The 19,322-nt window shown below is 72.4% G+C and carries 18 protein-coding genes and 1 tRNA gene; 9 read left to right on the top strand and 10 right to left on the bottom strand.

Annotated features, from left to right (window positions below; all coding sequences use genetic code 11):
• Positions 1-18 precede the first annotated feature (18 nt).
• Both AB0K65_RS06605 and AB0K65_RS06600 read left to right on the top strand, forming a co-directional pair.
• Entirely contained in the window at positions 19-1,095 is a 1,077-nt protein-coding gene (locus AB0K65_RS06605) for a sugar phosphate isomerase/epimerase (protein WP_365714622.1), read from the top strand.
• Between the two features lie 266 nt (positions 1,096-1,361).
• Positions 1,362-1,449, top strand: a tRNA-Leu gene (locus AB0K65_RS06600).
• 84 nt (positions 1,450-1,533) lie between these two features.
• Here the strand turns inward: AB0K65_RS06600 and AB0K65_RS06595 are convergent.
• The 3 genes from AB0K65_RS06595 to AB0K65_RS06585 are packed head-to-tail and all read right to left on the bottom strand — an operon-like array spanning position 1,534 to position 3,147.
• Positions 1,534-2,244, bottom strand: a complete 711-nt coding sequence (locus AB0K65_RS06595; RefSeq protein WP_365714621.1) for a methyltransferase domain-containing protein — start codon at positions 2,242-2,244, stop codon at positions 1,534-1,536.
• Entirely contained in the window at positions 2,213-2,659 is a 447-nt protein-coding gene (locus AB0K65_RS06590) for a hypothetical protein (RefSeq protein ID WP_365714620.1), read from the bottom strand. The genes AB0K65_RS06595 and AB0K65_RS06590 overlap by 32 nt, the downstream gene beginning before the upstream one ends.
• A gap of 5 nt (positions 2,660-2,664) precedes the next feature.
• Positions 2,665-3,147, bottom strand: a complete 483-nt coding sequence (locus tag AB0K65_RS06585; RefSeq protein WP_365714619.1) for an ATP-binding protein — start codon at positions 3,145-3,147, stop codon at positions 2,665-2,667.
• A gap of 244 nt (positions 3,148-3,391) precedes the next feature.
• Here AB0K65_RS06585 and AB0K65_RS06580 point away from each other — a divergent pair, with 244 nt between their 5' ends.
• The 3 genes from AB0K65_RS06580 to AB0K65_RS06570 all read left to right on the top strand — a co-directional run bounded on the left by AB0K65_RS06580 (position 3,392) and on the right by AB0K65_RS06570 (position 5,377).
• Positions 3,392-4,255 (top strand): helix-turn-helix transcriptional regulator, encoded by an 864-nt coding sequence (locus tag AB0K65_RS06580; RefSeq protein ID WP_365714618.1) that lies wholly within the window; start codon positions 3,392-3,394, stop codon positions 4,253-4,255.
• Entirely contained in the window at positions 4,256-4,492 is a 237-nt protein-coding gene (locus tag AB0K65_RS06575) for a DUF397 domain-containing protein (protein ID WP_137992288.1), read from the top strand. It abuts the gene before it with no gap.
• A gap of 78 nt (positions 4,493-4,570) precedes the next feature.
• Positions 4,571-5,377 (top strand): SAM-dependent methyltransferase, encoded by an 807-nt coding sequence (locus AB0K65_RS06570; RefSeq protein ID WP_365714617.1) that lies wholly within the window; start codon positions 4,571-4,573, stop codon positions 5,375-5,377.
• A 216-nt stretch (positions 5,378-5,593) separates the two neighbouring features.
• Here the strand turns inward: AB0K65_RS06570 and AB0K65_RS06565 are convergent, their stop codons facing one another.
• Both AB0K65_RS06565 and AB0K65_RS06560 read right to left on the bottom strand, forming a co-directional pair.
• Positions 5,594-7,558: a M64 family metallopeptidase gene (locus AB0K65_RS06565; protein ID WP_365714616.1), complete on the bottom strand. Its 1,965-nt coding sequence runs from the start codon at positions 7,556-7,558 to the stop codon at positions 5,594-5,596.
• 58 nt (positions 7,559-7,616) lie between these two features.
• Positions 7,617-8,960, bottom strand: a complete 1,344-nt coding sequence (locus AB0K65_RS06560) for a 6-phospho-beta-glucosidase (protein ID WP_365714615.1) — start codon at positions 8,958-8,960, stop codon at positions 7,617-7,619.
• 17 nt (positions 8,961-8,977) lie between these two features.
• Between AB0K65_RS06560 and AB0K65_RS06555 the strand changes: the two genes are divergently transcribed.
• Positions 8,978-9,367, top strand: a complete 390-nt coding sequence (locus tag AB0K65_RS06555; RefSeq protein WP_365714614.1) for a VOC family protein — start codon at positions 8,978-8,980, stop codon at positions 9,365-9,367.
• A gap of 30 nt (positions 9,368-9,397) precedes the next feature.
• Here the strand turns inward: AB0K65_RS06555 and AB0K65_RS06550 are convergent, their stop codons facing one another.
• Positions 9,398-11,188, bottom strand: coding sequence for an FAD-dependent oxidoreductase (locus AB0K65_RS06550; protein ID WP_365714613.1), 1,791 nt, complete (start codon positions 11,186-11,188; stop codon positions 9,398-9,400).
• A gap of 140 nt (positions 11,189-11,328) precedes the next feature.
• On the opposite strand from AB0K65_RS06550, the gene AB0K65_RS06545 reads away from it, so the two are divergent.
• A complete protein-coding gene (locus tag AB0K65_RS06545; RefSeq protein WP_365714612.1) occupies positions 11,329-11,769 on the top strand; it encodes a YchJ family metal-binding protein in 441 nt (146 codons plus the stop codon).
• 60 nt (positions 11,770-11,829) lie between these two features.
• Here the strand turns inward: AB0K65_RS06545 and AB0K65_RS06540 are convergent, their stop codons facing one another.
• From AB0K65_RS06540 to AB0K65_RS06530, 3 genes are all read right to left on the bottom strand, one after another.
• Complete coding sequence (locus AB0K65_RS06540; RefSeq protein WP_365714611.1) at positions 11,830-13,917, bottom strand: MDR family MFS transporter; 2,088 nt, start codon at positions 13,915-13,917, stop codon at positions 11,830-11,832.
• A 224-nt stretch (positions 13,918-14,141) separates the two neighbouring features.
• Positions 14,142-14,393 carry a hypothetical protein gene (locus AB0K65_RS06535; protein WP_365714809.1) on the bottom strand — a complete coding sequence of 84 codons (252 nt, stop codon included), beginning with the start codon at positions 14,391-14,393 and terminating at the stop codon, positions 14,142-14,144.
• 583 nt (positions 14,394-14,976) lie between these two features.
• Positions 14,977-16,038, bottom strand: coding sequence for an ATP-dependent DNA ligase (locus tag AB0K65_RS06530; RefSeq protein WP_365714610.1), 1,062 nt, complete (start codon positions 16,036-16,038; stop codon positions 14,977-14,979).
• 52 nt (positions 16,039-16,090) lie between these two features.
• Here AB0K65_RS06530 and ligD point away from each other — a divergent pair, with 52 nt between their 5' ends.
• Positions 16,091-17,113 (top strand): non-homologous end-joining DNA ligase, encoded by a 1,023-nt coding sequence (ligD, locus tag AB0K65_RS06525; protein WP_365714609.1) that lies wholly within the window; start codon positions 16,091-16,093, stop codon positions 17,111-17,113.
• Between the two features lie 46 nt (positions 17,114-17,159).
• On the opposite strand, the gene AB0K65_RS06520 is transcribed toward ligD, so the two are convergent.
• Positions 17,160-17,960, bottom strand: a complete 801-nt coding sequence (locus AB0K65_RS06520; protein ID WP_365714608.1) for a DeoR/GlpR family DNA-binding transcription regulator — start codon at positions 17,958-17,960, stop codon at positions 17,160-17,162.
• A gap of 365 nt (positions 17,961-18,325) precedes the next feature.
• On the opposite strand from AB0K65_RS06520, the gene AB0K65_RS06515 reads away from it, so the two are divergent.
• Positions 18,326-19,276, top strand: a complete 951-nt coding sequence (locus tag AB0K65_RS06515; RefSeq protein WP_365714607.1) for a sugar isomerase — start codon at positions 18,326-18,328, stop codon at positions 19,274-19,276.
• The last annotated feature ends 46 nt before the right edge of the window (positions 19,277-19,322 follow it).

Genomic DNA, 19,322 nt, shown 5'->3' with positions numbered 1-19,322 from the left:
ATCCGGAGTTGTCCACAGATGAGCCGCAGCCGCCGCCGTATCCCCAGCACGTCCGCCGACACCGATCTCACGCGTAGGCTCAGCAGACGGAACATGCTCGGCGTCGCCGCCGGCACCACCGCCGCGGCGCTCCTCGGCGCCGCCGCCCCCACCGCGACCGCCGCCCCCACCGCGATCGCCGCCGACCCCGCCGCCCGCGGCGGCGGGCGGGGCCGCCCCGTCCTGCCCCCGGGCCGGCTCGGCATCCAGCTCTACTCCCTGCGTGACAAGGTCTCCACGCTCGGCTTCGCGACCGTCTTCGCCGAGCGGAAGAAGTACGGCTACGACGAGGTCGAGTTCGCCGGCTACACCCAGGGCTCGGCCGGCCCCCTCACCCTCACGCAGCTCGCGCGACTCACCCGCGACCACGGCCTGCGCGGCATCGGCAGCCACGTCGGCCACTCCTCCTCCGACCCCACGGCCTACACCTTCGCCCAGAACCTCACCCAGGTCCTCGACGACGCCGAGGCGCTCGGTCTCCCGCACATCGGGACCGCCTCCGGACCCTGGCGTCACGGCGCCACGGTCGACGGCTGGAAGCGCTGCGCCGAGGAGTTCAACCACTACGGCGCCGAGGCGAGGAGGCGCGGCATGAAGTTCTACCAGCACAACCACGCCGAGGAGTTCTCCTTCGCCACCGACCAGCCGGACGTCCGCCTCTACGACGTGCTGCTCGCCGAGACCGACCCCGACCTCGTCCACCTGGAGATGGACGTCTACTGGGCGTACGTCGCGCAGCACCGCTTCTCCCGCCGCGCCGACGGCACCCCCGCCCCCTTCGACCCGCTGCGCTACGTCCTCGACCAGCCCCACCGCTATCCGCTCTTCCACGTCAAGGACGGCGAACGCGACGACTCCGTCCGCGACGGCTACCGCATGTCGGACGTCGGCGACGGGGACATCGACTACCGGCGCTTCGTCTCGGCGGTGAACCGCACCCACCACGGACGCCACGCCCACCACTGGCAGGCCGAGCGCGACAACCCGGTCGAGTCCTTCGATTTCGCCCGCAAGTCCAGCGCGCACCTCCACTCCCTGCGCGAGAGGGACTGCTGACCCGGGAGCAGCCTCGCCCACGCGGCGAACGGAAGCCCGCCCGACCGGGAGCGCATGGGGCCGGGTGCCGGCCGAGGACCCGGTCGCGCTACCCGGCGTACGCGCGCCATGACAGTCCGTGCGACCCTCGCGCGACCGTGGCCCGGATCACGGACCCGGGGGTGCCCGCACCCCACTGACCACGGGAAACACCGGTGAAAGGCACCTCGAACCCCTGGTAGAGTTATCCATGTCGCCGCGGGGAACACCCCGAAGCGGCACACCCGGTCCGGGTGGCGGAATGGCAGACGCGCTAGCTTGAGGTGCTAGTGCCCTTTATCGGGCGTGGGGGTTCAAGTCCCCCCTCGGACACCAACGGAAGTGCCGGTCGAGTTCTCTCGACCGGCACTTCTCGTCGTTGACCAGTGCTTTTCGCCGTAGCGCCTCCCCTCTCGGCGCCTATGCCCGGCGGGCCACCACCAGACGGCATTGCGGGCTGCCGTCGTCCCGGCGCCCCAGGGACTCCATCGGCAGCAGCTCCACCGTGAACCCCGCCCGTTCCAGATTCGCCCGGACGTCCGCGAGACGGAAGGTCCGGTAGTACATGACGAACGGCGGCCGCCGCACCGCGTTCCGTACCCGCATGACGGCGTCGAAGCCGAAGAGGGTCCAGTACGGCAGCGAACCGACGCGCGGCGGGGCCGGCAGGGGGAAGGCGAACGTGCCGCCCGGACGGAGGGCGGCGTGGACCCGGGCGAAGAGCGGCCCCTGCTCCTTCGGGAGGAAGTGGCCGAAGGCGCCGAAACTGACCGCCAGGTCGAAGACCGAGGTGAAGGGCAGTGCCAGCACGTTCGCACGGACCAGGGTGGCCGCCGGATGGGCCCGACGCGCCTCGGCCAGCATGCCCGTACTGAAGTCGACGCCCGTGATCGCGTCCGTGCACACCGCTTCGAGGACGGAGAGGCCGGCGCCCGTGCCGCAGCACAGGTCGAGGCCCCTCCCGAAGGGCCCCAGAGGGAGGAGCGCGTCGCTCACCGCGGCAAGGAGTCGGTCCGAGGTGCGGAAAGGGGTCTCGTCGAACCGGGCGGCCAGCAGGTCGTAGCCGCGCTCCACCGAGGAGAGCGCCTGCACCATCAGCTCACGGGCCGTCGGACCCTGGGGGGAGAACATGTGCCGACACTACGCCGTCGGCGGACCTGTGCAGGGGCGGCCAGGAGGGGGAGGTGCCCGTGAGCTGGCAGGCGAGAAGATAGAGGGGGATCGGCGGGGTGTACGGCGACGTGCCGTCCGGGTGGTGGATCAGCCGGGGCCCCCGGTCGGGGATCTCCGCCTCCGGGGCGTAGCAGGCCGGCAGTGGCCACCTCAGGTCCAGGTCGGAGCCCGCGGGGACCAGCCACCACCACCAGTCACTGTCCGCGTACACACAGCCCTTCGCGGGCAGCCGGGACAGTACCCGGAAGCCGTAGCGGGCCGGCACGCCGACGGCGTCACAGCCCAGTGCCGTACGGAACTGCGAGGGGACGACCAGGCGGGTCGAACCGGCGTCGGGGGAGCGGCGGGAGCGCGGCGTGAGCAGCGTCGCCATCGACCTCAGCACGACTGACCCGTGCCGTGGGCCAGTTCCGCCCAGACGATTCTGGCGGTCCCGTGACCGGTGCTGTCCGCGCCCCAGGCGCTGCACAAGGCGTCCACGAGGACCAGGCCCCGGCCCCGCTCCTCCTCGCCGCAGTCGCGTATCCGCGGATCGGCGGGTCCGCCCTCGTCGCGTACCGCAATGCGCAACTGCTCCTCGCCCTCGCGGAGTTCGCAGACGACGTGGGCGCTCGCGGTGTGCACGACCGCGTTGGTGACCAGTTCGGAGACGATGAGCGTCACCGTGTCCCGTATCTCCGGATCGCAGCCCCACAGAATGAGGCGTTCCTCCGCCAGTCTGCGGGCGCGTGCCACCGACACCGTGCGGGCGGGCAGCTCGAAGGCGAAGCGGCGGATGTCGGCGCGCGGTGCGCCGGCGCGAGGGGAAGCGCTGCGGGGGGTATCGGTCCGTGGGCGCTGGGTCGTGACGCGAGGGCTCATAAGGCCTGAGGGGAGCGCGTTACCAGAAGCCACGACCGGTTCCTCACAACAGTGGGTAAGCAGTGCCGTACGTCGCCCCGACCGTGGCGGCGCGCGGCAGCAGCGCGTACTGGTTCACCGGAATACTCTGCTCCCGAAGCGGACACTTGGCAAGTGGCACTCTGAAAATTGCAGAGTGCCGTGTTCTCTCTGTCCTCTCTTCATGGCACACTCGGTCCAAACAGCGCGTCGGGGAGGTCTGAGAGTGAGCGAGCCGCGGTCCGCCCCCACGGTGGGACAGGTCGTTCTCGGCAAGCGGCTTCAGGACCTGCGCGAGCGGGCCGGCCTGAAACGTGAGGAAGCCGCCAAGGTCCTCCGGGTCGCCCCGGCCACCATCCGGCGGATGGAGACCGCGGAGGTCGCGCTGAAGATCCCGTACGTCCAGCTGCTGCTGAAGGCGTACGGCATCACCGAATCCGAGGCGGAGGGGTTCATCGCCCTCGCCGAGGAGGCGAACCTTCCCGGCTGGTGGCAGCGGTTCCACGACGTGCTGCCCGGCTGGTTCTCCATGTACGTCAGCCTGGAGGGGGCCGCGAGCCTCATCCGGGCCTACGAACCACAGTTCATCCCCGGTCTGCTCCAGACCGAGTCGTACGCCCGTGCCATTCTGCGCAGCGGGGCGGTGGGCGGCAGTGATGCCGAGGACATCGAGCGACATGTAGCCCTGCGGATGGAGCGTCAGTCCCTGTTGACCAGGGACGACGCACCGAAGTTCTGGGTGATCATGGACGAGACGGTGCTCCGCCGACCGGTCGGCGACGGGCCCCAGGTGATGCGCGACCAGCTCGACCGGCTGCTCGAAGCGTCCGAGCTGCCGAACGTCACCCTGCAGATCGCGGAGTTCGCGTCCGGCCACCACCCCGGCACCTACGGACCGTTCGTCCTCTTCCGCTTCGCCATGCCCGAACTCCCGGACATGGTCTACAGCGAGTACCTGACCGGCGCCGTCTACCTCGACGCGCGCCCGGAGGTGGCCTCCCACCTCGAGGTCATGGACCGCATGGCGGCCCAGGCCGCGACTGCACAACGTACGAAGGAGATCTTCCGGGATCTCCGCAAGGAGCTGTGAATGGATCGCATATACAACGGCATGCCCGCCGCGGATCTCGGTGCCGAGGGATGGCACAAGCCGTGGAGCGGCGGCAACGGGGGCAACTGCGTGGAGGCCATGAAGCTGGCCGACGGCAGAGTCGCCGTGCGACAGTCCGCAGACCCGGAGGGACCGGCGCTCATCTACACGCACGGGGAGATCGCCGCCTTCATTCAAGGAGCGAAATCCGGTCAAGCCGACTTTCTGTTGACCTGACCTCTTCCGTCACACCCCTACCGTCGCGTAACTCTTGCTCCACCGACCCCAGTTCCTCTCCGCCGACCAGGAGCGCCGATGACCCAGGACCCCGCAGCCGTACGGATCGACACCAGCAAGCCGCATCCGGCGCGGATGTACGACTGGTTCCTGGGCGGCAAGGACAACTATCCCGTCGACGAGGAGATGGCCCGCCAGCTCCTCACCGTCGACGCCCGGGGCCGGGACATGGCCCGCGTCAACCGGGCCTTCATGCACCGCGCCATCCGCTGGCTGGGCGCCAACGGCGTACGCCAGTACCTGGACATCGGTACCGGCATCCCGACCGAGCCCAACCTGCACCAGATAGCCCAGCAGGTCGCGCCGGAGTCGCGGATCGTCTACTGCGACAACGACCCGATCGTCCTCGCGCACGCGGCCGCCCTGCTGCGCTCGACGCCCGAAGGGGCCACCGAGTACATCCAGGCGGACGCCCGTGAGCCCGAGGTCATCCTCGAAAGGGCTGGAAAGGTCCTTGACTTCGACCAGCCCATAGCCCTTTCGATGCTGGCGCTGCTGCACTTCGTCGGGGACGAGGACGGTGCCTACGACCTCGTCGGCAAGATCGTCGAGAAGCTCGCACCCGGGAGCTACCTCGTCCTGTCGCACGTCACGGGGGACTTCGACCCCGAGGGTGCGGCGCGGGCCGTCGCCATGTACAAGGCGCGGGGCCTGACCCTGCGCCCGCGTTCGCGCGACGAACTGGCCGCGTTCTTCGACGGCATGGAGCCGGTCGAGCCCGGCGTCGTCCTCACCGCCGAATGGCACCCGGAGCTGGGCGAGCCCGTTCCGGTGCAGGGGGACGACCCGATCCCGGGCTGGGCCGGCGTCGCCCGCAAGCTCTGACCGACGGCTCCGGCCGTACGCCCGGTCCGTACGCTCCGACCGACGGCTCCGGCCGTACGCCCGGTCCGTACGGCCGCCAGAGGCGTACCGCCGGTGTCCGGCGAAGCCCGCGCGCCTCACGGCCCGCGGGCTTCGCCGTCGGTCAGGTCCCTCTCGTCGGTCTGGTCCTTCCCGTCGGTCAGGGCCCCTCGGCCGGTGCGTCGCTCCTGCCGCGGGTCACGAGGTCCGGCTCCCCGGCTTCACCAGGGTGACCAGGAAGCTCTTCGCCGCGCTGACGTTCCCGGCCGCGTCGATCGCGCGGTACTCCACGCGGTGCGTGCCGTAGTCCGGCGTCGCGTCGTCCCAGGGGACCGCGCGGCTCCGGCCGAGCTTGCCGTAGACGAGGTCGTCGACGACCGTACCGCTCGGGGAGAAGCGGAAGGGCCCGTCGGCGTCCGTCGGCCAGCCGTAGTACGTGTACCAGCCGTCGCCGTCCACGCGGAACTGGCTCACCACGAAGCCCCGCCGGTCGTCCCGGGCCGACAGCCTCATCGTGAACTCCCCGTCGTACACGTACTCGACGGGGCGTCCGGGGCGCTCCACCGTCCGCAGCGGCGGTGAGAGTTCGTACGACACCGAGGCCGGACGGGCGTCCACCGTCCACCTCAACTCCGCCGTCGTGCCCGGGATGCGGGCCGTCAGCGTGTGCGTCCCGGGAGCGAGCCGCAGCGAGGACAGGTCCAGGTCACGGTCGTTGCCCCGTACGGCGACCGTCCGGCCGTCCATGGCCCACCGCACGGAGGGCGTGCGGTGCGTCGGGTGGGTGGTGTCGGCGTACACCACCGACCGTGCGCCGACCGGGGACTCCGTCGGGGTGTGGCCGTTGAAGGCGGCCCTGGCGTCGTCCCGGGGTGTGGTCAGCGCGGTGTCCACGGTCCACCCGACGGTACGGGTGAGGGCGGCCGAGGCCCGGACCGCGGGGTCCCGGACGAACGGAGTCGGATCGCTCACCGTGGCCGTCAGCGCGTGGGTGCCGGGGGAGAGGCCGAGCGGGCGCAGATCCACCGTGCGTGCGCCCCCGGTGCGCAACGGCCGGCCGTCCAGCCTCCACACCACGTCGAGACGGCCCCCGACCGGGTGCAGGGGGTCCACCCACACCGTCCGGTCGGCTCCGATCGGAGCGGTGTTCGGCGTGTGGTCCTGGATCAGGTCCACCTTCGCCGAGATCGCCTGGACCATGACCTCCCGCTCCACCTGGTCGAAGGCGTAGCCGAGGGTCTTCATCAGGGAGTGCCGACTCGGACGCCAGACTCCCTGGGTGCTGTACAGCCCGCCCTCGTGCCGGCCGATGGTCCCGCCCGACTCGCTCTCCTCGCCCAGCCACCGCCACCACTTGGCGCGCCGCTCGCGCATCGCACGCTCGGTCAGCAGCGTGTGGTGGGCCGACGCGGGCTCCGGGCCGGAGTACGCGCCGCCGGGGACGCCCCGGGCGTAGTAGTCGTACTCGTCCTGCAGCCCGCCCAGCGAATGACCGATCTCGTGGGGGGTGATGAGGGAGGAGAGCGCGTTGCCGCCGGACGCGGTGGCGTAACTGCCGCCCGCGCCGCCGTAGGTGTCGCTGTTGGCGAGCGCCACGATCTGCCGGTTGGCGCCGCTGGCGCCCGGGACGAGATCCGCGAGCGCGGCGGCCCGGCCGCTGTCGACCGTGAGCAGCCGCTGGACGCTGTCCGGATCACAGCCGCCCCAGAAGCCCATGTCCAGAGGGGTGTCGCGCGTCGGTGCGTCGAGGCCCGGATCGCAGTCCACGCCCGACTCCCGGGAGGGGACCTCCACCGCCCACACGTTGACGTAGGAGCGGTACGAGGCGAAGGGCTCGATGCTCCACAGCACGCCCAGGTGCTCGTCGACGTCCGACCGGAACTCGGCCATCTGGTCCGCTGTGTAACCGTCGCCCATGACGACGAGGTTGAACCGCTTGTCGGCGGGGCCGGTGGTCTGGACGGGGACGACGGTGGCTCCCTCCGTCAAGGAGCCCGGGCCCCGAGCGGGGGAGGGGGATGAGCCGGAGCCCGCGGCGGCGGCCGGTCCCACGGCGGCCGGTCCGGCGACGGCCGGTCCGGCCGCCACCAGAGCGGTGGTCAGCAGACCGGCCGCGCCGAGGCCGGCCGTCGCCCTGCGCAGGCGTGTACCAGGAAAGGTCATGGGGCGCGAGCGTAGGCCGCGCCCCCAGGGGCGTAAAGATGTTCGTCGGCCGTACGGCTCAGCTTCGGAGGTAGGACAGTCCGGCGTGCTCCGCGGTGTAGCCGTCGACCAGGCGGCGTGCCACCGACACCGAGTCGACCAGCGGATGCAGGGCGAACGCCTTGACCGCGGTGCCTCGCGACCCGCTCTCGGCCGCGGCGAGCACCTCGCGCTCGACCGCCTTGACCGCCGTCACCAGGCCCACCGCGTGATACGGCAGCGGGGCCACGGATACCGGGTGTGCGCCGGCCGCGTCCACGAAGCAGGGGACCTCGATGACCGCGTCCGGGTCGAGCACCGGGAGGGTCGTGCGGTTGCGGACGTTGAGGATCAGGGTGGCGCGTTCGTTGCGCGCGATCGCTCGCATCAGGGCGAGTGCCACCTTCTCGTAGCCCCCCGACTCCAGGTCGTCCTCGTCGCGCTCGCCGACGCCCGCCGCCTCCCGGTTGGCCGCCATGTAGGTCGCCTCGCGGTCGGCGAGGACGCGCCGCCAGGTGGCCAGCGCGGGCGTGTCCGGATTGCCCATCTCCGCGTAGAAGCCGCCCTGTTGCTCCCGGAGGTAGGCGCCCCGGGTGCGCTCCGCCTCCCGGTAGGCGCGCACCGCCTCGCGGTTGAAGTAGTAGTAGTGCAGGTATTCGTTGGGGATCGCGCCCAGCGTGCGCAGCCACTCCGGCCCGAACAGCCTGCCCTCCTCGAAGGAGCCGAGGGCCCGGTCGTCCGCGAGCAGCCGGGGCAGGAGGTCGCGGCCGCCGACGCGCAGGCCGCGCAGCCAGCCGAGGTGGTTGAGGCCCACGTAGTCGATCCAGGCATCCTCGGGGGAGGCCCCGAGGAGGCGGGCGACCCGGCGGCCGAGGCCCACCGGGGAGTCGCAGATGCCGATGACCCGGTCTCCCAGGATCCGGGACATGGCCTCGGTGACCAGACCGGCCGGGTTGGTGAAGTTGATGACCCAGGCGTCCGGGGCCAGTTCGGCGATCCGCCGGGCGATGTGCGTCACGACCGGCACCGTCCGCAGGCCGTACGCGATCCCGCCCGCCCCGACCGTCTCCTGGCCGAGCACCCCCTCGGCGAGCGCGATCCGCTCGTCGGCCGCGCGCCCTTCGAGGCCTCCGACCCGGATGGCGGAGAAGACGAAGTCGGCCCCGCGCAGGGCCTCGTCCAGATCCGTCGTCGCCGACACCTCCGGCGCGTCCGGGGTCCCGGCCCCCTGCTCGGCGAGGACCCGGGCCACGGCCGAGAGCCGTCCGGCGTCGAGGTCGTACAGCGTCACATGGCCGACCCTGCCCTCCGCGTGGTCCCCGAGGAGGGCGCCGTACACGAGCGGCACCCGGAATCCGCCGCCTCCGAGAATCGTCAGTCTCATGGTCGTACGCTACTCGGATGCATGTACTGAGCAGCAGGATTCTCCTCCGCCCGGCCGATCCCGAGCGGTCCCGCCGCTTCTACGGCGAGTCGCTCGGTCTCGCGGTGTACCGGGAGTTCGGCACGGGCCCGGAGCGGGGGACGGTCTACTTCCTCGGCGGTGGTTTCCTGGAGCTGTCGGGGAGGGCCGCCGCCGCGCCGGCCGCACCGCCCGAGCTGCGGCTCTGGATGCAGGTGGCCGACGTGCGGGCGGTGCGGGAGGAGCTGCGGGGCAAGGACGTCGAGGTGATCGGAGAGCCGGTGACGGAGCCGTGGGGGCTGGTCGAGATGTGGCTCGCTGACCCCGACGGGGTCCGGATCGCGGTCGTCGAGGTGCCCGAGGGGCATCCGCTGCGCCACCGGCCCTGAGGGCGGCGGCCGCCGGGCGGGCGCGGGCCCTCAGCCCACGTCGAGCGCGTTGCGCAGGCCCAGCGCGTAGCGCAGCCGGTCGTGCCGCTTGAGCCCCTCCAGTTCGGGGGCGCGGAAGAGCGGCGTGACCGTGCACCGGGCGGCGGACGAGCGCGTCCGGTCGAGCAGGGCGTTGACGGCCTGGCGGGCGGAGGCGTTGGCTCCCTCCATCGTGGCCAGGTCGATGTCGACGGCCACGTAGTCGCCGGCGAGGTAGAAGTTCGGGATCCGCGTGGCGGCCTGCGGGCGGTTGTGGAAGGTGCCGACCGGGTGGACGAGGAGCTGGTCGTCGTTGGTCGGGTTCGGGGTGCCGAGGCCGTCGACGCCGGGGTCGAGGAACCAGGAGTGCAGGGCACTGTCCTTCAGCACCGCACGGCCGGTGTCGTTGAACGCGGCCTTCAGCTGGGCCCACACCTCCCGGGCGACCTCGGCGCGGGTGCACTGCTTCGCCGTCCTGCCGTAGAGGACGCCGGGCCGGTCCCACTCCGAGATGTCCACCGAGAGGCAGTCCACGACCGCGCCGTCGCCGTAGTCCGCCGGGAAGTCCCGGGACGGCCAGTGGCCGGCCTGCTGGATCGACGTCAGGGACCAGGGTGAGTCGATGAGGTTGGCGTGCCCGGCGAGCAGCGGGGCGCGTTCGGTCAGATAGAACTGGATGCCCGTCATCCAGTCCGTCTCCAGACGGTCGCACCGCGCCAGCTGCGGATCCGCGGCGCGCAGCGCGGCGCCCCAGGTCCGCCGGGCGTGTTCCACCGGCATCGCGGAGACGTAGTGGTCGGCGGTCACCGAGCGGCGGGCCCCTTGCGGGTCCTCGACGACGGCGGCGGAGATCAGCCCCGCCCCGGAGTCGTAGGCCATCTCCCGAACGGTCCATCCGACGCGGAACTCCACGCCCAGCGAGGCCAGATGGGTGACCCACGGGTCGATCCACGCCTCGTTCGTCGGCAGGCCGAGGATCCGGTCGAGGGGTCCGTCGGCGCCCCGCCCCAGGGCGTTGAAGGCGAAGGCCTCCAGCAGGGTGGCGACCGTGCGGGTGCTGGCCTCCTCGGCCTTGGTCGCGACGATGTTGCGGGTGAGGCCCACGGCCAGGATGCGCTGGTAGTCGTAGCTCATCCGCTCGGCCCGCAGGAAGTCCCACCAGGGGGTCCGCTCCCAGGTGTCGTCGCGGCGCTCGTCACAGCTGGTGAGGAACACGAGGAAACGGTTCACGAAGTACGCGGCCTCGTGGAGCGGGATCGAACGCGCGGTCTCCATGAGGCCGGTCAGCGCCCGGCGGATCTCGTCGAGGGTCAGCTCGGCCGGGCGGTGGCCCGGCCACGGGAGGGGGATGCGCAGGTCCTCGCGGCCGGTGCGGGCGAAGGCCATCTCCGCCGGCGCGACGAGGTTGTCCCAGACGCCGTTGGGGTTCCCGGGGAAGGGGATGCGCCGCATCGTGTCCGGCAGGTTGTGGTAGATGCCCGGGATGAACCGGAAGCCGTGTTCGGCGGGGAGCGGCCGCCTGCCGCCGCGCGCGCTGCCGGGGACGTCCATGGAGCGGGCCTTGCCGCCGAGCGCCCGGCGCTCGTAGACGGTGACGGCGAAGCCCCGCTCGGCCAGTTCGTGGGCGGCGGTCAGTCCCGCGACCCCGCCGCCGAGGACGGCGACGGACACCGGCGTCCCCGCCCCGGCCGCCGGCGTCCGCGCCTGGGCCTGGGCCGCGGGTACGGCGCCGAGGGCGACCCCGCCGGTGACGGCGGCGGCGCCCGCCACGAAGGTCCGACGTGAACTCGACGCACGCTCCATGCCCCAACCCCTTTACCGGTGGTAACCCTCACGTCCGGCGCAGGAGCATACGGGCGCCCACCTGCCCCCGGAAGCGTCGCGCGAGCCCGTCCGTACACATGGCGCGATCCCGCCCCCGCGGCCCGGGCGACAATGGGTCCATGTCCCGACGCGCCACCCGCCCCAAGAAGCCCGCCGCACCGTCCGTGACCGCGGACTCGCCCTGCCCCTGCGGCCTCGCCGCGCCGTACGGAGAATGCTGCGGCCGCTTCCACTCCGGTGCCGCGGCGGCTCCGACCGCCGAAGTCCTCATGCGCTCCCGCTACAGCGCCTTCGTCGTCCGCGACGAGGCGTACCTGCTGCGCACCTGGGCGCCGCGGACACGCCCCGCCGAGGTGGACTTCGACCCGTCACTGCGCTGGACGGGGCTCGAGATCCGGGAGACGACCGACGGCACGGCGTTCCACCAGCGGGGAACGGTGACCTTCCTCGCCCGCTACACCCAGGGCGGCACGCCGGGATCCCTCCACGAGCACAGCCGGTTCACGCGCCACGAGGGCGGATGGGTGTACGTCGACGGGGACTTCGCCGACGCGGACTGAGGCCGCACCCCCGGGCGCGGGCCCGGCCGACCGGGGCGGGCGCGCGCCGTGCCCGCCGCCTCAGCCGGAGGTGGCGCCCACGGGCGCGCGCTCGCCCCTCGGGAAGCCGTTCGCCAGGTCCTCCGCGATCAGCTTCTTCGCGATCGCGTCCGTCGCGGCCCGCAGCTCGGGCCCGCTCGGGCGGCCTTGCTCCTGCTCGATCCGGGCGCTCAGCCAGTCCGACCAGGCGTGCGTGATCACGTCCGCCTCGCGCTTGCCCGCCGGGGTGTGCGAGAGCAGAGAGCCGTCCCGGGTGAGGAACCCCTCGTCCACCATCCGGTCGAAGACCGGGAGCAGTACCTCCGGAGGGACCCGGCGCCCCGTCGCGATCAGGCCGAGGCTCGCGTGCCCGACCAGCCGGGTGAAGAGCTCGACCTGCATCACCGCCCAGGCGCCCGCCGGGTCGAGCCGGGTGTCGGAACCGACGACGACCCGCCGGGCGGTGTCCACGTCGGTCCCGCGCATGATCCTGCCGACGGAGAGTTCGAGCAGCTTGGCCGAATCGCCCGAGGTGGTGGGGGAGGCGAAGCCCTCGCCCATGTCGGGCGCCGACGCGCGGGCGGTGTCCCGCAGCGTCACCTGCTTGAGGAAGAGCGCCACGACGAAGCCGACCCCGGCGACCGGGACCGTCCAGAGGAAGACGGTGTGCAGGGTGTCCGCGTACGCCTGCACGATCGGCGCCGCCACCTCGTCGGGCAGCCCGTGCAGCCCGGACGGGCTCTCGGCGGCGCGGGCGATGACCGAGGGGTCCTGGGTGCCCGAGACCGCGGCGGCGGAGCCGATCCCCTCCGCGAGGTTGGGCCGCAGCGCGTTGGTGTAGATCGTCCCGAACACGGCCGTGCCGAAGGCGCTGCCGAGCGTACGGAAGAAGGTGACGCCCGAGGTGGCGGTGCCGAGGTCGGCGTACTCCACGGTGTTCTGCACGGCGATCGTCAGCACCTGCATGCACAGACCGATGCCGACGCCCAGCACGAACATGTACAGCGACTCGAGCCAGGCGCTGGTGCCGGTGTCCATCAGGGAGAGCAGGTACAGGCCGAGTCCCATCACCGCGCAGCCGGCGATCGGGAAGATCCGGTAGTGGCCAGTCTTGCTCACCACGTTCCCGCTGAAGACCGAGGCGATGAGCAGGCCGACGACCATGGGGAGGGTGCGGATACCGGAGACGGTGGCCGAGTCCCCGTCGACGTACTGGAGATACGTCGGCAGGAAGGTCATGGCGCCGAGCATGGCGAAGCCGACGACGAAACTCAGCACGGAGCAGACCGTGAAGACCGGGTTGGCGAAGAGCCGCATGGGCAGCATCGGTTCGGCGGCCCGGGTCTCCACCCGGCAGAACAGCGCGAGCGCGATCAGACCGCCGGCGAAGAGTCCGATGATGACACCGGAGCCCCAGGCGTACTCGTTGCCGCCCCAGCTGGTCGCCAGGATCAGGGCGCTGGCACCGGCGGCGACCAGCGCGATGCCGGCGTAGTCGATGACCGGCCGGCTCGCGGAGCGTACGGAGGGAATGGTGCGGGCGGCGGCGATGACGACCAGGACCGCGATCGGCACGTTGACGTAGAAGGCCCAGCGCCAGGTCAGATGGTCGGTGAAGAGGCCGCCGAGCAGAGGACCGATGACGGTGGACACGCCGAAGACCGCGCCGATGGCGCCCTGGTACTTGCCGCGCTCGCGCAGCGGGATCACGTCCGCGATCAGCGCCATCGAGGTGACCATCAGACCACCGGCGCCGATCCCCTGCAGGCCGCGCCAGACGATCAGCAGCGTCATGTTGGTGGCCAGGCCGCAGAGGAACGAACCGGTGATGAAGATGATCGCGGAGATCTGGAAGATCACCTTGCGGCCGAAGAGGTCGCCGAACTTGCCGACCAGGACCGTGGCCACCGTCTCGGCCAGCAGATAGGCGGTGACCACCCAGGACATGTGGGCGGCGCCGCCCAGGTCCGCGACGATGGTGGGCAGGGCGGTGCCGACGATCGTCTGGTCCAGCGCCGCCAGGAGCACGCCGAGCATGATCGTGCCGAAGACGATGTTGCGGCGGCGGCCGTCGAGCACGGGGGGCTCGGCGGCCGGGGGCGCGGGCGCGGCTTCGCTGAGGGTCGTCACCCTGGCAGCCTCACACCGGGCGCGGGGGCACGCATGCGGGGGACCGCCGAACCGGTGCGGTCGCGGTCACCCCCCGGCAGGCCCGGCCGCGCGCCCCGACGCGGTCACCCCGAGCGGCCCGGAGCGGGCAGCGCGGCCGCGCGCCCCGACGCGGTCACCCGCCCGGTCGCGGCAAGCGCCCGCGCGGCGCGCGCTTGCCGCGACCGGTCGGCGTGCCGCCGTCGTCAGGCCGGGCGCACGGGGAGCAGCGGGTGGTGCTTGGCCAGGATCTTGTTGGCGCGGGCCAGCGTCGCCAGGGCGTGCTCGCGGTCCGCCCGGTCCTCCGCGCACAGCGGGCCCCGGAACCGGTACACCTCACGCGCCGCGCTGTCGGCGTCGACCTCCGCCTGGAGGACGTGGAGCGGCAGGCAGGAACCGATCATCGCGGCCACCCGGTCGGGAATCGGGACGGGAACGAGGCGCGAGGGCGAGGTGATCACGGGTCAGTCCTTGTGGGTCCGGTGTCGAAGCGGGGTATCTCCTCATACCTACCGGATGAGCATGCGGGTTCGTCGACGGGGATGTCCGCGCGGGGCAACGGCCCCCGGGCCGTTCGGCGGGGCGTGCGGACCGGGGCTCGGCGCGCGCGGACGGACGTGCGCGGAGCGGCGCGGGGCGTTCTCGCAGGTGCGTGACGCGTGGGGCGATCTTCGCGCGGGACCGGCGCTTCCGGTCGCTCGGATGTGCACCGAACAGGGGGCCGGGATTCCGCGTTCGGGCGCGCTTCGATCAAGGGGGAATGTGAAGCATCTCACCTCCTTGCCCGCCCGCTTGACGGTTCGACAGGAGTCCCCGGGGAATCGCGCACGGACGGTCGAATTCTTCGTACCGGCGAGTGATCTCACCGCGGAGTCACTCCACGATCCAGGCGCCTCCCCGCCGCGCACCGCGAACAGGAGACCCCGAGGGGCGAACGCCTCCGAGATCGAGGCGCTCTCCCTCTGACGCCGGAAGGCACCACCTCCGCGCCGTCACACGCCCGGCCCGACGCGACGGGCATCCCGGGAGTCGCGTCCTGCGTCACCCCGCCAGGACCTGGGAGAGGTCGTACGACACCGGCTCCTCCAGCTGCGCGTACCCGCAGGACTCCGGTGTCCGGTCAGGGCGCCACCGCTTGAACTGCGCCGTGTGGCGGAACCGGTCGCCCTCCATGTGGTCGTAGCCCACCTCGCAGACCCGCTCGGGCCGCAGCGCCACCCAGGACAGGTCCTTCTTGCCCGACCAGCGGCTGGGCGCTCCCGGCAGCCGGGCCCCCTCGTGGGCGGACTCCTCGGTCCACATCGCCCAGGGGTGGCCGTCGGGCGGCTCCATGCGCAGCGGCTCCAGCTCCTCGACCAGCTCCGCCCGCCGCGCGGCGGTGAAGGCCGCGCAGACACCGACGTGCTGGAGGGCGCCGAGGTCGTCGTACAGACCGAGCAGCAGCGAGCCGACGACCGGGCCGCTCTTGTGGAAGCGGTAGCCCGCCACCACCACGTCGGCGGTCCGCTCGTGCTTGATCTTGTACATCAGGCGGGCGTCCGGCCGGTACGGCAGATCGAGCGGCTTGGCGATCACCCCGTCCAGTCCTGCGCCTTCGTACTGCTCGAACCAGCGCGCGGCCACCTCGGGATCGGTCGTCGCCGGAGCGAGGTGGACCGGCGCGTCCACCCCGCGCAGGATCTCCTCCAGGGCGGCCCGCCGCTCCGTCAGCGGCGTGTCGAGCAGGGAGTCGTCCCCGAGGGCGAGCAGGTCGAAGGCGATGAAACGCGAAGGGGTCTTCTCGGCCAGCATGCGCACGCGCGAGTCGGCGGGGTGGATCCGCTCGCTGAGCCGGTCGAAGTCGAGCCGCCCGTCGTGCTCGATGACGATCTCGCCGTCGACCACGCACCGCCGGGGCAGCCGGGCCGTCAGGGCCGCGGCCAGCTCGGGGAAGTAGCGGGTCAGCGGCTTGCCCGTGCGGCTGCCGATGACCAGCTCGGGGCCGTCGCGGTGCACGATGGCACGGAAGCCGTCCCACTTGGCCTCGTACTGCATCCCCGGCGGAATCTTCTTCACCGACTTGGCCAGCATCGGTTTCACGGGCGGCATCACCGGCAGATCCATGGCTCGATTGTCCGGTATGCGGGGATTGGCGGCGAGCCCTACGCTGACACGCATGGCAGGCAAGGCGGCAGCGGTGGAACTCGAAGTCGGCGAGCGGACCGTACGCGTGTCCAATCCGGACAAGGTGTACTTCCCCGAGCACGGCTACACCAAGCTCGACATGGTCACCTACTACCTGGCCGTCGGCGAGGGGATCACCCGCGCCCTGCGGAACCGCCCCACGACCCTCGAGCGCTACCCCGACGGGGTGACGGGCGAGTCGTTCTTCCAGAAGCGGGCCCCCACATACCTGCCCGACTGGATCCCCACGGCGCACATCACCTTCCCCAGCGGCCGCTCCGCCGACGAGATGTGCCCGACCGAACCCGCCGCCGTCATCTGGGCCGCCAACCTCGGCGCCGTCACCTTCCACCCCTGGCCGGTCCGGCGCGACGACACCGAGCACCCCGACGAGCTGCGCATCGACCTCGACCCGCAGCCCGGCACGGACTACGCCGACGCCGTCCGCGCCGCCCACGAGCTGCGCGCCGTCCTCGACGAGGCCGGGCTGCGCGGCTGGCCCAAGACCTCCGGCGGTCGCGGCCTCCACGTCTTCGTGCCGATCGAACCCCGGTGGACCTTCACCCAGGTGCGCCGGGCCGCGATCGCCTGCGGGCGGGAGCTGGAGCGCCGGATGCCGGAACGCGTGACGACCAAGTGGTGGAAGGAGGAGCGCGGCGAGAAGATCTTCGTCGACTACAACCAGACCGCCCGCGACCGCACCATCGCCTCCGCCTACTCGGTACGGCCCCGTCCGCACGCCCCGGTCTCCGCACCGCTGCGCTGGGACGAGGTCGACGACGCGGTACCGGAGGACTTCGACATCCGGTCGATGCCGGCCCGCTACGCCGACGTCGGCGACGTCCACGCCGACATGGACGACCACCGGTTCGGTCTGGAGTCGCTCCTCGACCTCGCCCGCCGCGACGAGGCCGACCACGGCCTGGGCGACCTTCCGTACCCGCCGGAGTACCCCAAGATGCCGGGCGAGCCGAAGCGGGTGCAGCCGAGCCGGGCCAGGAAGGCCGCCGACTGAGACACGCCCCGGGGATGTGCCGCCCCCGGATCGCGGGTCGACGGCCTCAGACGCTGACGACCTCGATGCCCGCGTCGGTGAGCCGCGCCGCCATGTCGGGAGCGACGCCCGCGTCCGTGACGAGCACGTCGATGGTGTCGAGGCCGCAGATCCTGGCGAACGCCCGCCTGCCCATCTTGGACGAGTCCGCCGCCAGGATCACCCTGCGGGCGCGCTCCGCCAGGAGCCTGCTGACGCCGGCCTCGTCCTCGTGGTGCGTCATGACGCCGAGCCGCGGGTCGATCCCGTCGACGCCGAGGACGGCGACGTCGAGCACCACCTGGTCCAAGACCCCCTGGGTCAGCGGGCCCACCAGCTCGTAGGTCTGGGGTCGTGCCACGCCGCCGGTCACCACGATCTTGAACTGCGGACGGACCGCCAGCTCGCTCGCGATGTTCAGCGCGTTCGTGACGACGGTGTACACCGGCCCGGACGGGCCGTCTCCGCGCTCCGCCGCTCCGCCTCCCGCCCGGAGGGTCAGTGCCCGCGCCACCTCCGTGGTGGTGGTGCCGCCGTTGAGCCCCACGACGTCCCCCGGAGTGAGCAGATCCGCCACGGCGCCCGCGATGCGCTGCTTCTCGGAGACCTGACGCGCTGACTTGTACCGCAGGGGAAGCTCGTACGAGACGCCGTGCGCGAGGGCCCCGCCCCGGGTGCGCACGAGCAGCCGCTGCTCGGCGAGTTCGTCGAGGTCGCGCCGGATGGTCGCGGGTGACACGGCCAGCGTGGCGGCCGCGCCCTCGACCTCCAGCTTCCCGTCGACCGCGAGCAACTCCAGCAGCCTGCTCCACCGCTCCTGCCTGGACATGCGCGCTTCCCCTCCGCCTGGTACCCGAGTGCCGCGCGTCGAGGGGTGAGGCACCGCCTTCCGGCTGCTGGGCCGCCCGTCCCTTGGGGGACATGCGCGGAGATGATCGTAACGCCGGGATCCGCGCGTCGACCGGCTGACCCGACCCGGTCGGGCCGCCCGTCGACGACGGAGGCGCGCGCCCGGCCTCGCCGGCCTCGCAGGGCTCCCCGGCCACCCCTCCACCGTCCCTTCCGCCCCCCCGCATACTTGTAGATGCTTGCTAGTGCGGTCTTTCGCGCAATAATTGACACTCCTGATGTTCTTGGCGCAGCATGCGAGGGGATTCCCGCCCCGCACCGCCCCTCCGAGCGCAAGGACTCCGCGTGACCGCTCACGAAACGTCCCGCACCGCCGCCGAGATCGCTTCGCAGCCCGAGACCTGGAGGCGGGCGGCCCGGTCCGTCGCCTCGTTCGCCGACGTCCTGCCCCGGCGCGGGGAGCGCGTCGCCGTCGTCGGGTGCGGCACCTCCTGGTTCATCGCCCACGCCTACGCACGGCTGCGCGAGAGCGGCGGCCACGGGGAGACCGACGCCTTCGCGGCCTCCGAGTTCCCGGCCGGCCGCCGTTACGACCGGATCCTGGCCGTCACCCGGTCCGGCACCACCACGGAGGTCCTGGACCTGCTGGCGCGGACCGGCGGCACCGTCGCGACCTCCGCCCTCACCGCGGACCCGGCGACGCCTGTCATGACGGCCGCCGACGCCGTCGCCGTCCTCGACTTCGCCGACGAGGAGTCGGTCGTACAGACCCGGTTCGCGACCACCGCGCTGGTCCTGCTCCGCGCGCACCTGGAGGCCGAACAGGCCCTGCCGGCCGGCGTGCGGACGCTCGCGCGGGCCGTCGAGGACGCGCGGCGCGCCCTCGACCTGCCGTTGGGCGACGAGGTGACCGGTGCCGAGCAGTTCACGTTCCTCGGCACGGGCTGGACCTACGGCCTCGCCCTGGAAGCCGGCCTGAAGATGCGCGAGGCCGCCGGGGCATGGACCGAGGCGTATCCGGCCATGGAGTACCGCCACGGCCCGATCAGCATCACCGGCCCCGGACGTGTCGCCTGGCTGTTCGGCCCCGCACCGGACGGCCTCGCCGACGACATCGCGCGGGTCGGCGGGCTGTTCGTCTCCCGCTCCGGGGAGGGGGCCGACGCCCTCGACCCGCTCGCCGACCTGATCGTCGCCCAGCGTCTGGCCGTTCGCCTCGCCGAGGCGCGGGGCTACGACCCCGACCGCCCCCGCAACCTCACCCGCTCCGTGATCCTCGGCACCGGACCCGCGTGACCCCCTCGGCCGCGAGGCCGGCGCCGGCGGCGGAAGCCGGCGCCCC

The organism is Streptomyces sp. NPDC053755 (assembly GCF_040677675.1).
Lineage (GTDB): Bacteria > Actinomycetota > Actinomycetes > Streptomycetales > Streptomycetaceae > Streptomyces.
This window is presented reverse-complemented; position numbering and strand designations above follow the sequence as displayed.